Origin of the sequence: Clostridium tarantellae (assembly GCF_009295725.1) — a bacterium.
Classification (GTDB): domain Bacteria; phylum Bacillota; class Clostridia; order Clostridiales; family Clostridiaceae; genus Sarcina; species Sarcina tarantellae.
Genome location: NZ_WHJC01000056.1, coordinates 1 through 15,160, shown reverse-complemented (window position 1 = coordinate 15,160; position 15,160 = coordinate 1). Strand labels below are relative to the sequence as shown.

Sequence of the window (15,160 nt, the reverse complement as noted above, 5' to 3'; positions counted from 1 at the left end):
ATATTATATTAACAATAAAAATATTTAAATTACATAAAAATATAATAGGATTGTTACTGAAGAAGGCAATACCTAAATCGAAAAATAATGATTAACTTATATATCTAATTTTTTGATTTAGGTATTTTTTTGTAACATTTATTAATATTAAAAATTAAATTACAAATAAAATATTTTATCGTTAAAAAAAATTTATTGTTATCCATAAAAAGTACAATAAACCTATAAATAGTCTATATGGAAAATATTGAATATTAAAAAATTACATGATAAAATTATATTAACAACAAAAAATATTTAAATTACATAAAAGTATAATAGGATTGTTACTGAAGAAGGCAATACCTAAATCAAAAAAAGTAAGATTAAAATTAGTATCTATCTAGTTATTTGATTTAGGTATTTTTTATATTAAACATTAAAAAATTAAATTAGCAGTAGAAAAAATTAAAAAAATTAATTTAGGGGTGGTTTACATAATGAAAAAGAAATCAATTATAGCTTCAGCAGTTGCACTATCATTAATTGCTACTAATTTATCAGGGTTAAACGTTTTAGCTAAGGATACAAGAGACGATGTATTAGATTTTGCAAATGTATTAAATGTAACAGCAAATCCAGATAGTTTATTTGCTGAAACATATTCTACAAATAAATTTAATAATTTTTCAGATATGGGAGCATGGCACGGATATTACTTACCAGCAAAGGAGGCAACTAATTTATATGGAGGATTTGCTGGTCCAGTAATTATAGCAGAAGAATATCCAGTTAATATGTCTGATACTATAAGTAAAATAAATATAACTAATATAGATGATGGACAAACTTATGATTTGACCAAAGCTAAAAATGTAAAATTTGATTATTACCCAGGAAAATTAGTTCAAGTATATGAAATGGATGATTTCAATTTAACATTAGAGCTTATCTTTGGAACAAATAGAAGTGCTTTAATAGAAACTGAAATAGAAAATAAAACTAATAAGTCTTTAAATCTTAATTTAGAGTGGACTGGTAATATATTTAATGAATTAGCTGAGAAGAAAAGAGATGGTAGTATAAAGAGAACTCCATTAGATCAATCTTTAGAAGCAACTCAAAATGGTGTACAAGTTAACTTTGCGGGAACAAGAGGTACTTGGAACTACTTTACAACACCAGAGACTAAATTTACAGTTACTTATGAAGGTAATGTAGAAACTAAAGTTGATGGAAATAGCTATACAACAAAAATGAAAAAGCCTGTAAGTATAGATCCAAATGCTTCTTTTGAAACATATTCAACTCAAAGTTATACATTTACAACAGAAGAGTTAAATGAAGAAAAATCTAAAATAGAGGATTTAATAGGTGGTGCACCTAGACACTTTGAAGAAAATACTAAGCGTTGGCAAGATTATTTAGATAAAACATTCGAAGGAATGGATAATAAATTTGGTAAGGAATATAAAAATGCAGCAGTGAAATCAATAGAAACATTAACAACTAACTGGAGAAGTGCTGCAGGAGCTATTAAACATGATGGAGTTGTTCCATCAATGTCTTACAAATGGTTCGTAGGAATGTGGGCTTGGGATTCTTGGAAGCAAGCTGTTGCTACAGCTAGATTTAATGGAGATCTTGCTAAAGATAATATAAGAGCTTTATTTGATTATCAAATAACAGAAAATGATGATGTAAGACCTCAAGATGCAGGTACAATCATAGATGCTATATTCTTTAATCAAGATGGTTCTAGAAATGGTGATGGTGGAAACTGGAATGAGAGAAACTCTAAGCCAGCATTAGCTGCATGGTCTGTATGGAATGTTTATAAAGCAACAGGTGATGTAGATTTCTTAAAAGAAATGTATCCAAAATTAGTTAAATACCATGAATGGTGGTATACAAATAGAGATACTGATCAAAATGGTATAGCTGAATATGGTGGAATGGTTCATGATGCACATTATCAATATGATGAAAATGGTAATATTATAAAAGATGAAAATGGAAAACCTAAGTTTGATGAAGAAGCAGTAATAGAAGCAGCAGCTTGGGAAAGTGGTATGGATAATGCTACTAGGTTCGATAAAGAAGGTTCAGGACCAGAGGATATAGGAGTTCATGTATTTGAGAATACTGACAAATGTGGAAATGTTGTTGGATATTCAATAAACCAAGAATCTGTTGATTTAAATGCATACTTATATGCTGAAAAAGGATTCTTAAAATCAATGGCAGAAGTTTTAGGTAAGAAATCAGATGCTGAAAAATATGAAAAAGAAGCAAAATATGTACAAGATTATGTAAGTAATAAAATGTTTGATGAAGAAACAGGATTCTTTTATGATCTTCAAACAACTGAAGATGGAGAAGAGAAGAAATTATTAGTTAATAGAGGAAAAGGTACAGAAGGTTGGATTCCATTATGGGCTAAAATGGCTACTGAAGAAGAAGCAGAGGATGTAGTTGAAAATATGATGGACCCAGGTAAATTTAACACATTAGTTCCTTTCCCTACAGCTTCAAAGGATAATGAAAAATATAATCCAGATAAATATTGGAGAGGACCTGTTTGGTTAGACCAAGCTTTATATGGAGTAGAAGCTTTACAAAACTATGGATTTAAAGATGAAGCTGTAGAAATGGCTAAAAAATTATTTGATAATGCTGAAGGATTATTAGGAGATGGACCGATAAGAGAAAACTATAATCCTGAAACAGGAAAGGGATTACACACAACAAACTTTAGTTGGTCAGCATCAGCTTATTATTTAATGTATCAAAACACATTATGTGGTGATGCAACACCAAATAAAACAACTTCACAAGTAGGGTTACCTATACCAACAGAAGACGTTGAAGTTCCAAATGTGGTAAATAAAGAAGCATTACAAAATAAAATAAAAGAAGCAGAAGTATTAAAAGAAAAAGATTATACTGTGGAAAGCTTTAAAAATTTAACTGAGGAATTAGAAGATGCTAAAGAAGTAGTAGCTAAATCAGATGCAACACAATCAGAAGTTGATAAAGCTTTAGAAGAATTAACTAATGCTATAAATTCTTTAGTTAAACCTGAGGAAGTTGTAGTAAATAAAGAAGCATTGCAAAATAAAATAAAAGAAGCAGAAGCATTAAAAGAAAAAGATTATACTGTGGAAAGCTTCAAAAATTTAACTGAGGAATTAGAAGATGCTAAAGAAGTATTAATTAAATTAGATGCAACACAATCAGAAGTGAATAAAGCTTTAGAAGAATTAACTAATGCTATAAATGATTTAGTTAAAGTAGGTGGAAGTCTTCCTAATACAGGAGTTGCTGGTGGAATAACATCATTAATCATTGGTGGATTAGGATCAATTGGATTGGGTACAGTTTTATTAAAAAAGAAAAAAAGAAAATAATAAAAAGTATTAAAAATCACAATAATCAATAATGTTAATTATAAAGTTTAAGCTCCCTCAATTAATTAGAGGGAGCTATTTTTATGTATTAAATTTATAATGAAGTAATTATTTTTAAAAGATAAACTAAAATAATTATTTTCAATTAAATGTAATAAGTTGTAAATAAAGGAGTATTAGTTTATTATTAAATTAAAAGAGTTAAATTAAATAAAAGGAGAATAATATAGTGGGAATATATGGGGTGTTTGATATATTAGGTCCTGTAATGATAGGACCATCTAGTTCGCATACAGCAGGAGCAGCAAGACTTGGAAAAATTGCTAAATCTATATGTAATAATAAATTAAAAAGAGTTAATTTTAAACTACATGGTTCTTTTGCAAAAACATATAAAGGACATGGTACAGATAAAGCTTTAGTAGCAGGTGTATTAGATATGGAACCTTGTGATGTAAGGTTAAAAAATTCTATGAAAATTGCAAAAGAAGAAAATATTGAAATAAAATTTGAGGAAATAGATTTAGGTAATGTTCATCCTAATACAGTTAAATTTGAAATTATTGATATAAATAATAAAAAAACGGAAGTAGTTGGTTCATCTATTGGCGGAGGAAATGTAATAATAACAGAAGTCAACAAAAAAAAAGTTGAATTTTCAGGAGAATATCCTACTCTTATAATTTCACATAAGGATGTGCCTGGAGTAGTATCTAAAGTTACTGCAATAGTTTATGAATATAATATAAACATTGCATTTATGAAAGTATTTAGGACTGAAAAAGGAAAAGTGGCAGAAATGGTATTTGAAACTGATACTTCTTTAAATGAAGATATAATAAATAAAATCAAAAAAGTTCCATTAGTAGAAAAAGTTATAAATATAGAGCCAGTTAAGCTTTATATAGAAGATATTTGTTAAAAATGAAGATAACTTTTAAAAATAATTTTAACTATTTTATTAAAAAATCAATAATATTTGTAATAGTATTTACAAAATGTAAATATTGACAATATACTAAATAAAAGGTATTATTAACTTGTAATAACAACATTATATGTACTTTGTTATATAATACATTTAACATGAAAAATTAGTTTTATTTAATGAATAACATATTTTTTTTATATAACAGGTAATGACAACATTATAACTTGTTGAAAAATTAATGGGATGGTGAATATTATGGCTAATATTTTTGGTTTTAATAAAGAGCAATTACAAAAGTTAAAAGCAATATATACTGCAACAGAAATATATCAACAACCAAGGTTATGGCAAGAAACTTTTCAGATTGTTAAGAGTAATAAGGAAAAAATAAAGAATTATTTAAATAATAATTTAAATAAACATGGATTAAGAATAATTTTAACTGGAGCTGGAACTTCAGCATATGTAGGGGATACAATATATCTTCATTTAGCAAATATACTTAATAAAAGAGTTGAAGCTATTGCAACTACAGATTTTGTTTCTAATCCAAATCAATATATTGATGAAAATTGTCCTACAGTTTTAGTTTCATATGCTCGTTCAGGAAATAGTCCAGAAAGTGTTGCTACTTATGATTTATTTAATCAAAAGGTTAAAAATTTATCTCATATAGTTATAACATGTAACAAAGAAGGACAACTTGCTAAAAGAGCATCTGAAAATGAAAAAAATTTAGTTTTATTAATGCCAGATGAATCAAACGATAAGAGTTTTGCTATGACAAGTTCATTTACTTGTATGATGTTAGCAACATTACTTTTATTTGATATAGATAATTTAGATAATAATAAAAAAATAGTAGACGAGCTTTCTAAAAATGCTACTTTATTAGTAGAAGAAAGGTGGTCAGAAGCAAAAGTACTTGCTGATTATGGTGCAAGTAGATTAGTTTATTTAGGTTCAGGTGCTTTAAAAGGACTTTGTCATGAAATGGCTTTGAAAAATCTTGAACTAACATCAGGAAAACAAGTAACTGTTTGTGAATCAGTATTAGGTTTTAGACATGGTCCTAAATCAATAATTAATGATAATACTTTAATCGTAGTGTTATCATCAACAGATGATTATACAGAATTATATGATTATGACTTAATAAAAGAAGTTTATACAGATAAAGGTAATCAAAAAGTGGTAGTTTTAAGTTATGAAAATAGAGAAAATTTAAAAGAAATTTGTAATAGTTATATTACTTTAAATGGTTCAAAATTACCAGATGTTTATACAGCATTTAACTATATTATTATAGGTCAAATTACAGCATTTTTTAATGCATTAAGAATGAGTATATCTCCGGATAATCCAAGACCTGATGGAACTGTTAACAGGGTTGTACAAGGAGTTATAATTCATCCATTTAATTAAAAAACAAGTGAAAATAGTAAAATTTAAGAGGTGTAATTATGAGTAAAATAAAGTCAACTAGAGATATGTTAAAAAGAGCACAAGAAGGAAAATATGCTGTACCAGCATTTAATATACACAACTTAGAAACCTTACAGGTGGTTGTTGAAACTGCTAACGAATTAAGATCGCCAGTGATAATAGCAGGAACACCTTCAACAATTGATTATGCTGGAGCTGATTATATAGTAGCTATGGCTGAAGTAGCAGCTGAAAGATATGATATACCAATAGCTGTTCATTTAGATCATTTTGAAGATGTAAGCTTAATAAAAAATTATATATTAACAGGATTTACATCAGCAATGATAGATGCATCTCATTATTCATTTGAAGATAATATAGAAATTGTTAGTGAAGTTGTAGAATTTGCTCATAAATATGATGTTACAGTTGAAGCAGAACTTGGACGACTAGTTGGTGTAGAAGATGATTTAGAAGTTGATGAAAGTTCTGGAGCTTTTACAGATCCAGAGGCAGCTGTTAAATTTGTTAAGAAGACTAATATAGATTCTTTAGCCATTGCTATAGGAACTGCTCATGGTTTATATAAAGGAACACCAAATTTAGATTTTGAAAGATTAGTTGAAATAAAAAATAAAGTTGATGTTCCATTAGTATTACATGGTGCATCAGATGTTCCTGATGATTTAGTAAAAAAGGCTATATCTTTAGGAATATGTAAGGTTAATATAGCAACAGATTTAAAAATACCTTTTTCTGATGCTGTAAAAAAACATTTTATTGAAAATCCAAAAGCTAATGACCCAAGAAAATATATGACTCCAGGAAAGGAAGCAATGAAAGCTATTGTTGCACATAAAATACTTCTTTGTGGAAGTAATGGAAAAGCTTAATTCTGAAATTAGAAAATATTAAAACTTTAAATTTGGGAGTTGGTAAGTATAAATATACTCCAAAGTAGTAGATGATTATACTTATCAACTTTTTTATTTTAATTTAGATAGATATATTTGAGATGAACGAAAGTTTAATATTTAAATAAGGATTTATAAAATTTAAATAGATTTTAATAAATTCTTATATTTAGTAACCCTTATGAAAAATATTTAAAAATAAAATTTAAAAATATATTTAACAAGGGAGGATTTAAGTATTATGTTACATCCAATTAAAGAAATAGTAAAAAATCAAAAAGCAGGAATTCCAGTTGGAATATACTCAGTCTGTTCATCTAATAATTATGTTATAGAAGCAGCTTTGGAAAGAGCATTAAGGAACAATGATTATTTACTTATAGAATCAACAGCTAATCAAGTAAATCAATTCGGTGGATATACAGGAATGAGACCATTAGATTTTAAAGAATTTGTTTATGAAATAGCTGATAAAGTAGGATTTCCAAGAGAAAAAGTTATACTTGGAGGAGATCATTTAGGTCCTTTAGTTTGGAAAGGTTTAGATGAAAAAACAGCTATGAAATATTCTAAAGATTTAATAAGAGAGTATGTTTTAGCTGGATTTACTAAAATTCATATAGATACAAGTATGCATATTGGAGATGATTTAAATTCAGGTAAATTTGGAGATTCATTAATAGCAGAAAGAGCTGCTATACTTTGTGAAGTTGCTGAAGCTGCTTTTTCTGATCTTAAAGAAAATGAAATTAATGTATTACATCCAGTATATATAGTTGGTAGTGAAGTACCTATTCCAGGTGGAAGTCAAGATGAAGAAGAAGAAATTTCAGTTACTAAATCCGAAAATTTAAAAAATACTATAGATACATTTAAAGAAGCATTTAAAAGATATGGTTTAGATAAGTGTTTTAATGAAAATGTAATTGCAGTAGTTGTTCAGCCGGGAGTTGAGTTTGGAAGTGATACAATTTGGGCATATAATAGAGATAAAGCTAAAGAGTTAGTTAATACTCTAAATGATTATGAAAATTTAATATTTGAAGCTCATTCAACAGATTATCAAACACCTATAGCTTTAAAAGAATTAGTTGAAGATGGATTTGCAATATTAAAAGTAGGACCAGCATTAACATTTGCATTAAGAGAAGGTTTATTTGCATTAAGTTGCATAGAAGAAGATTTATTTACTAATGATGAAAATGTAGAAATATCTAAATTTAGAGATATTTTAGATTTTTCAATGGTTAAAGAGCCAGAAAATTGGAAAAATCATTATAAAGGTTCTGGTAAAGAAGTTAAATTTGAAAGAAAATATAGTTTTTCTGATAGAGCTAGATATTATCTTCCAAATGCACATGTAGATTATGCATTGCATAAAATGATATGCAACTTAAATAGTGTTTCAATTCCACTTCCTTTAATAAGTCAATATATGCCTACTCAATATAAACGTGTAAGAATGGGATTAATAAAAAAAGATGCTGAAAGTCTTTTAAAAGATAAAGTTAATGAGTATATTGAAGATTATATGTTTGCTACTAAACCTAGTTTGAAAATTAAAAAAAAAGCATAGAAAAATAAGGATATATGAGAACTTCTCATATATCCTTATTTTGTTTTTCCAATTAAATATTAAATAAAAAATTCTATATATGAAGAAAATAAATACAATACAAATAATTAATAACTTTATAAAAAATGAATTTTGTTAAGAAATGGAAGGATGATAAGTATGAATAAAAAAAAAGTAATGTCAATTATTTTAGCCAGTAGTATAATATCAGCAACTATTATAGGGAGAAATATAACAGTTAAGGCAACAACACCCATTAAAAGTAAAGAAGTTCATAATAATAAATCTGAAAAAGATGTTAAAACAATGAGAAGACTTATAATTACTTATTTAGATCGATTAGAAAATTATTTAAACAATAAAGATTATAAATATATAGATGAATTATTTAAAAGAATAGAATTTAGTATGTCAAAATATAAACAGGTAGCTAATATTGACGAAGAAATGCAAAAAAAATTTGATTTGTTAAAACCAAGATATGAAAAAACGGCTGAGGATATAAAAACTGCAAAAAATTTAAAAGCTAGAATAAAAAGTTTATTAGGTACAGCAAGAGAAAGCTTAACATATGAAGTTTATGATAATATTCCAGAGCTTGTGAATTTCATTGAAGAAGCAATGAATGAATTAAAACAATATGAAGAAGTTCCCAAATATAATATTGCTCAATTAAATGACATAAAGACTGCTTTTAAAAATAAAGATAAATTAGCAGAAGAAGTTAAAAAATCAATAAGTAAACCAGAAAAAAGACAAGAAGAATTAAAACAACAAACTGAAAATAAGGATATAAAAAAAATAGAAGAAAATATAAAGAATAATGAGATTAATAAAAAAAATAATGAGATTAATAAAAAAAATAATGAAGATTATAGAAAAAATGAAAAGTTACAAAAAAAAGATGAAAAAAATAGAACATTTCCTTTAGAGGTAAAAGAAATTAAAGCAGAAACTAATACTTTAATTAATAATTTAAACAATGAAGTAAAAACTAATAAAGATAAAGTGAAAATAAATAATACTTTAAATTCAGTTGAAAATAAAATTGAAGAATTAAAAAAATATAAAAAAGTAGAAACAATAGAAAGTACTTTCAATGAAATAAAAAATGATATAAAAAGTGGTAAAGAAATAGATTCAGCTAAATTAATGGAATTAAAAGAACAATTAGATAAATCTATTAGTGATGAAAATAATGAAAATTTAGAAGAACAGATTAATAAAGATATAGAATCTGAAGCAAAAGATTTATTAAATAATAATAATTTAGAAGCTTCTAATAAAGATTTATTAGAAAAAGAATCTAATAAATCTTTAGCTGTAAAAGTGGGAGTGGGTATTGGAACTATGCTATTAGGGGTAAGTGCTTTTTTTATAAATAAAAAAGTAAGAAGAAAAAAACATTAAATTAGAAATTGAATAAAACGAATTTTTAATTTATAAAAAACAAAAATATACGCAATAATAAGGTTGACCTAAGAGAAATACTTTGATAATATGTTATAGGAGTGATAAATTTTAGGAGATTTTCTTGAATTTTACGAATTATACTCCACAAAACAAAACCGAATAAACGGTGAGAATTGTATTAATAAAAGAACGGATTTTGTTCTTTTTATAAGGAGGAAGTTATATGTCAGCATTTATCGTATTAGGAGCTCAATGGGGTGACGAAGGAAAGGGTAAAATGACAGACTACTTAGCAGAAGAGGCTGATGTAGTTGTTAGATTCCAAGGAGGAAACAACGCAGGCCATACAGTTGAAGTTGAAGATAAACAATACAAGCTACACTTAATACCATCAGGAATATTACATGATGATAAATTAAATGTAATAGGTAATGGAGTAGTTGTAGATCCAAAAGCTTTATTTACTGAAATTGATTATTTAATAAATTTAGGAATAAAAGTAACTCCAGAAAAATTAGTAGTTAGTGATAGAGCTAACGTTATAATGCCTTATCATAGAGAATTAGATGCTTTAAAAGAAAAAGCAAGAGGTAAAAATGATATAGGAACAACAGGAAAAGGTATAGGTCCATGTTATACTGATAAAGTTGAAAGATGTGGAATAAGAGTTTGTGACCTTTTACATAAAGAAGTATTTGAAGAAAAATTAAGAATTAATATAGAGATGAAAAATGATTACATTAAATTATTAGGTGGAGAACCTTTAATTTTTGATAAAATATTTAATGAATATTTAGCTTATGCTGAAAGATTAAGACCATTTGTAAAAGATACATCAGTTGTAGTGTATGATAAAATAAAAGAAGATAAGAGAGTATTATTTGAAGGTGCTCAAGGAATGCTTCTTGATATAGATTATGGAACTTATCCATATGTAACATCATCAAATACAACTTCAGGTGGGGTTTCAAATGGAGTAGGTATAGGACCAACAATGATAACTAATGCTGTTGGTATAGCTAAGTCTTATACAACAAGAGTTGGTAAAGGACCATTTCCAACAGAACTTGAGGATGCTACTGGAGACTGGATAAGAGAAAAAGGTCATGAGTATGGAACTACTACTGGTAGATCAAGAAGATGTGGATGGTTAGATTTAGTTATATTAAAAACTTCAGTAAGAGTTTGTGGTTTAACTTCATTAGTTGTAACTAAGATAGATACATTAGCTGGATTAAATAAATTAAAAGTTTGTGTGGGATATGAGTTAAATGGAAAAGTTATAGATTACTTCCCAGCAAGTTTAGAAGATTTAGCTAAATGTAAACCAGTATATGAAGAGTTTGAAGGTTGGGAAGATGAAGTAGCTAATGCAAGAAGCTATGAAGAATTACCAGATAATGCTAAAAAATACTTAAAAAAAATAGAAGAGTTTACAGGGACTAAAGTTTCTATAGTTGGAGTAGGTCCAAAGAGAGATCAAAGTATAAGAGTTACTGCTGAACTATAATTATATGAAAGAGATTAATTTAGAATATCTAGATTGGTCTCTTTTTTATCTTAATATTTATTTTAAAAATTTATTTTATGGAATGAATAACTATGAATATTATGTAAATGTTTAGTATAATAAATGAGATTGTATTAATAAAATTATGATAAGTTTAATATGTAATTTATTTTAATAATAATTAAAATTTTAAAAGGAGTGAGAGTAATTATGGGATATATAATGGATTTAAGAAAAGAACTTCCAAATTCAAATAGACCTTTAATAATGTGTTCTGCTGGAGTTATTATAGTGAATAAGCAAGGGAAAATTTTATTACAAAAAAGAACAGATAATTTAAAATGGGGTTTACCTGGTGGAAGTTTAGAACTAGGAGAAAGTTTTGAAGAAGCTGCTATAAGAGAAGTTTTTGAAGAAGTAAATTTGAATGTTAAAAACTTAGAATTATTTAACGTTTATTCAGGAAAAGAATGTCATAATATATATCCTAATGGTGATGAAATTTATAATGCTTCAGCTATTTTTGTAACAGGAAGTTATGATGGAATATTAAAATTAGATAAAGAAGAAAGTAAGGATGCAATATTTTTTTTAAAAGAAGATATTCCATCTATTGAAAAAATTAATCCACCAGACAGAGTTGTTATAAAAGATATAATAAATAAATTAAACATAAATAAATATGTTAAATAGTATATTTTAATTCAGAGTAAAGTACTTGTATTTACAATTTTAAGAATGTATAATAAATTTATAATTTATTGGATAAAATTAATTTTATTTAGAAAGGAGATTTAATTATGATAAATAAAGAAATGACTATTGGAGAAATTTTAAAAGTTAAGCCAAATGCAGCTGAAATATTAATGAGTTTTGGAATGGGTTGTGTAGGATGTCCTTCAGCACAAGCAGAAACTATAGAAGAGGCTGCAATAGTACATGGAATAAATTTAGAAGCCTTAATAGAAGCTTTGAATAAATAAATATTTATGACCTATGGCAATTTCCATAGGTTATTTTTTATACATATATATTATTATTTTTTAAAACTCTGCTTTAAACTAAATTTTAATGGCAGAGTTTTAGTTATATGTATAAAAATATTAATTTGGAAAAATTTTTGAAAAAATGCTTGATAAATAATAATTATTATTATATAATAATAATTGTAAACAAAGACAGATTAATAAATAAGTTAATAAATAAGTTAATAAATAAATTAAAAGTAGTAAAATTTAGGAGGAATATAAAATGAAAAAATTTGTTTGTACAGTTTGTGGATATGTTCATACAGGAGATGTTGCACCAGAGGTTTGTCCAGTATGTGGAGTGAGTGCTGATAAATTCATTGAGCAATCAGGAGAATTAGCTTGGGCAGATGAGCATGTAGTAGGAGTTGCTAAAGATGTAGATGCAAAAATTATAGAAGGATTACAAGCTAATTTTATGGGAGAGTGTACAGAAGTAGGAATGTATTTAGCTATGTCAAGACAAGCTGATAGAGAAGGATATCCAGAAGTTGCAGAAGCATATAAGAGAATAGCATTTGAAGAAGCAGAACATGCTGCTAAGTTTGCTGAAATGTTAGGAGAAGTTGTAGCAGCAGATACTAAAGCTAATTTACAAGCTAGAGTTGATGCTGAGCATGGAGCTTGTCAAGGTAAAAAAGATTTAGCTACATTAGCTAAACAATTAAATTTAGATGCAATTCATGATACAGTTCATGAGATGTGCAAAGATGAAGCTAGACATGGAAGAGCTTTTGCAGGATTATTAAATAGATATTTTAAATAATAAATAAAAAACTCGTCATTAGACGAGTTTTTCAGTTTGTTTTTAAACCTCCTGTTTAAAAATAGAGGTTTTTCTATTATTGATTGTGGATAAAACTTTATTTAGAACAAGATAAAGCAGCTATATATGCTGAACTCCAAGCCCATTGTAAATTGAAACCACCACAATCTCCATCAACGTCTAAAATTTCACCACAAAAATATAGATCTTTAACAAGATTAGATTCTAAGGTCTTTTCATTTACTTCTTTAGTATTAATACCTCCAGCTGTAACTTGAGCAGCTTGAAATCCATTAGTACCTGTGCATTTGAACTCCCAATGTTTCATAAGAAATATTAATTGCTTTTTTTCCTTCCAAGTTAATTCGTAACATGGTTTATGAATATCATATATACCAGCTTCTTTTAAAATAGTAGGTATAAGTTTTTTATGTATTATTCCTATTAATGAATCAACTACTTTTCTATAAGAAAAAATAGCAAAATGACCTTCAAGAAAAGTAGATAATTCTTTTAAAGATTTATTTGGCATCATATCTAAAATAATATTAACATTTTTTCCTTTAGAATAAGCGTAAGAAGCTGTTCTAGATAACTGTAATATAGGAGGACCTGATATACCATAATCAGTAAATAAAATTTCACCAAACTCTTTTTTGTAAGAGTTACCATTACAAGTTATTTCAGCATAACCATCAAATTTAATACCTGATAATGCTTTAAGATTTTTATAATCTAATTTTAATTGAACAATACCAGGAATTGTATCTATTATAGTGTGACCAAATAATTTGGCTAAATTATATCCAGATCCATCTGATCCAGTTTTAGTAGCAGACTTTCCTCCACAAGCTAAAATAAGTTTTTTACAAGTTATAGGCTCTATAGATTCATTAGTAGCATATATTTTAAACTTTTCTTTTTTCTTATTAATATTATTTGCTTTAAAAGAATTGTAAACAGGAATTTGCCTATCTTCTAAAGCTAATCTAAAGATATCCACAATCGAAGAGGCTTGAAGTGATTGAGGATAATTTTTTCCTTTATCTAATTCTATAAAAGGTAATCCCAAATTTAGAAAAAATGATTTAGTATCTTCAAAAGAAAAATAATTTAATGTATATGAAAAGAAATTTTTATTATCACTATGGAAATTTTCAAAAGGAAACTTTATATTAGAGTTTGTAATATTACATCTTCCATTTCCAGTGGTCAATATTTTTTTTCCTACTCTATCAGTTCCCTCAACAATAGCTACATCTATGCCAAAATCTTTAGCAGTTATAGCAGCCATAAGTCCTGATGCTCCGCCACCAATAATTATTAATTCATGATATCTCATAAATGATTCTCCTTTATTTAAACATTATTATTAATAAATTTTAACATAACTTTTAAATTTATAATTATAAATTATTATTTTATATTTTTAATAAATTTAAAATAATAATTTAAAACACAGTTGAAAGTTATTTACTAAATAGTTAATATAGTTCAATAACATTTTAATAAAATTAAGTTAAATTAAAATTAATGGGTTTTATGAAAAAATTATTATAAAAATTTAAAATGTAATAATAAAATACATAAAATAAAAAAATGAGAAAAAGGCAGAAAAACAATTGAAATACAATGAAATATTAAGATAATTTAGTACAAAAAATAATAAAATAGTAAAATAACAATAAAAAAATAAAAAAAAGTTTTAAAAAGGTGTTGACACTTTTAATGTTTTTCTGTATTATAGTCTATGTCAGGTCGCTAAAGTGACGGACAAGAAAAAAATTAAGTTAAAAGTCAATAATGTGGTTTAGATTATTATAGATTATATGGCCCCTTGGTCAAGCGGTCAAGACACCACCCTTTCACGGTGGTAACAGGGGTTCGATTCCCCTAGGGGTCACCATTTTATGGTCGCATAGCTCAGCTGGGAGAGCATCTGCCTTACAAGCAGAGGGTCACAGGTTCGATCCCTGTTGTGACCACCATTTAATCTGGCTCAGTAGCTCAGTTGGTTAGAGTGCCGGCCTGTCACGCCGGAGGTCGAGGGTTCGAGCCCCTTCTGAGTCGCCACATTTTGGCCCCTTGGTCAAGCGGTCAAGACACCACCCTTTCACGGTGGTAACAGGGGTTCGATTCCCCTAGGGGTCACCATTTTATGGTCGCATAGCTCAGCTGGGAGAGCATCTGCCTTACAAGCAGAGG

11 protein-coding genes and 4 tRNA genes are annotated in these 15,160 nt (G+C 27.0%); 14 read left to right on the top strand and 1 reads right to left on the bottom strand.

Going from position 1 to position 15,160, the window contains the following annotated elements; all coding sequences use genetic code 11:
- Nucleotides 1-479 precede the first annotated feature (479 nt).
- From ygjK to GBZ86_RS05955, 10 genes are all read left to right on the top strand, one after another.
- Entirely contained in the window at nucleotides 480-3,389 is a 2,910-nt protein-coding gene (gene ygjK, locus GBZ86_RS06000; RefSeq protein ID WP_152888721.1) for an alpha-glucosidase, read from the top strand.
- Nucleotides 3,390-3,618: 229 nt separating this feature from the next.
- Nucleotides 3,619-4,311 (top strand): L-serine ammonia-lyase, iron-sulfur-dependent subunit beta, encoded by a 693-nt coding sequence (gene sdaAB / locus GBZ86_RS05995; protein WP_327444291.1) that lies wholly within the window; start codon nucleotides 3,619-3,621, stop codon nucleotides 4,309-4,311.
- 264 nt (nucleotides 4,312-4,575) lie between these two features.
- Nucleotides 4,576-5,745, top strand: a complete 1,170-nt coding sequence (locus GBZ86_RS05990; protein WP_152888717.1) for an SIS domain-containing protein — start codon at nucleotides 4,576-4,578, stop codon at nucleotides 5,743-5,745.
- A 38-nt stretch (nucleotides 5,746-5,783) separates the two neighbouring features.
- On the top strand, nucleotides 5,784-6,641 hold the full coding sequence (locus tag GBZ86_RS05985) for a tagatose bisphosphate family class II aldolase (protein WP_152888715.1): 858 nt from the start codon (nucleotides 5,784-5,786) through the stop codon (nucleotides 6,639-6,641).
- A gap of 262 nt (nucleotides 6,642-6,903) precedes the next feature.
- Entirely contained in the window at nucleotides 6,904-8,238 is a 1,335-nt protein-coding gene (locus tag GBZ86_RS05980; protein WP_152888713.1) for a class II D-tagatose-bisphosphate aldolase, non-catalytic subunit, read from the top strand.
- Nucleotides 8,239-8,397: 159 nt separating this feature from the next.
- Entirely contained in the window at nucleotides 8,398-9,648 is a 1,251-nt protein-coding gene (locus GBZ86_RS17060) for a hypothetical protein (protein WP_170272170.1), read from the top strand.
- A 226-nt stretch (nucleotides 9,649-9,874) separates the two neighbouring features.
- A complete protein-coding gene (locus GBZ86_RS05970) occupies nucleotides 9,875-11,161 on the top strand; it encodes an adenylosuccinate synthase (protein WP_152888711.1) in 1,287 nt (428 codons plus the stop codon).
- 210 nt (nucleotides 11,162-11,371) lie between these two features.
- The gene (locus tag GBZ86_RS05965) at nucleotides 11,372-11,854 is read left to right on the top strand and encodes an NUDIX hydrolase (RefSeq protein WP_152888709.1); all 483 of its coding nucleotides are present in this window, start codon (nucleotides 11,372-11,374) and stop codon (nucleotides 11,852-11,854) included.
- Nucleotides 11,855-11,961: 107 nt separating this feature from the next.
- Nucleotides 11,962-12,144, top strand: coding sequence for a DUF1858 domain-containing protein (locus tag GBZ86_RS05960; RefSeq protein ID WP_152888707.1), 183 nt, complete (start codon nucleotides 11,962-11,964; stop codon nucleotides 12,142-12,144).
- Between the two features lie 268 nt (nucleotides 12,145-12,412).
- Nucleotides 12,413-12,955, top strand: a complete 543-nt coding sequence (locus GBZ86_RS05955) for an NADH peroxidase (protein WP_152888705.1) — start codon at nucleotides 12,413-12,415, stop codon at nucleotides 12,953-12,955.
- Between the two features lie 97 nt (nucleotides 12,956-13,052).
- On the opposite strand, the gene GBZ86_RS05950 is transcribed toward GBZ86_RS05955, so the two are convergent.
- Nucleotides 13,053-14,297 (bottom strand): BaiN/RdsA family NAD(P)/FAD-dependent oxidoreductase, encoded by a 1,245-nt coding sequence (locus GBZ86_RS05950; RefSeq protein WP_152888703.1) that lies wholly within the window; start codon nucleotides 14,295-14,297, stop codon nucleotides 13,053-13,055.
- Nucleotides 14,298-14,786: 489 nt separating this feature from the next.
- On the opposite strand from GBZ86_RS05950, the gene GBZ86_RS05945 reads away from it, so the two are divergent.
- The 4 genes from GBZ86_RS05945 to GBZ86_RS05930 all read left to right on the top strand — a co-directional run bounded on the left by GBZ86_RS05945 (nucleotide 14,787) and on the right by GBZ86_RS05930 (nucleotide 15,109).
- Nucleotides 14,787-14,861, top strand: a tRNA-Glu gene (locus GBZ86_RS05945).
- A gap of 6 nt (nucleotides 14,862-14,867) precedes the next feature.
- Nucleotides 14,868-14,943: transfer RNA gene (locus GBZ86_RS05940), tRNA-Val, on the top strand.
- A gap of 8 nt (nucleotides 14,944-14,951) precedes the next feature.
- Nucleotides 14,952-15,028, top strand: a tRNA-Asp gene (locus GBZ86_RS05935).
- 6 nt (nucleotides 15,029-15,034) lie between these two features.
- Nucleotides 15,035-15,109 (top strand) — tRNA-Glu (locus GBZ86_RS05930).
- Nucleotides 15,110-15,160 lie beyond the last annotated feature (51 nt).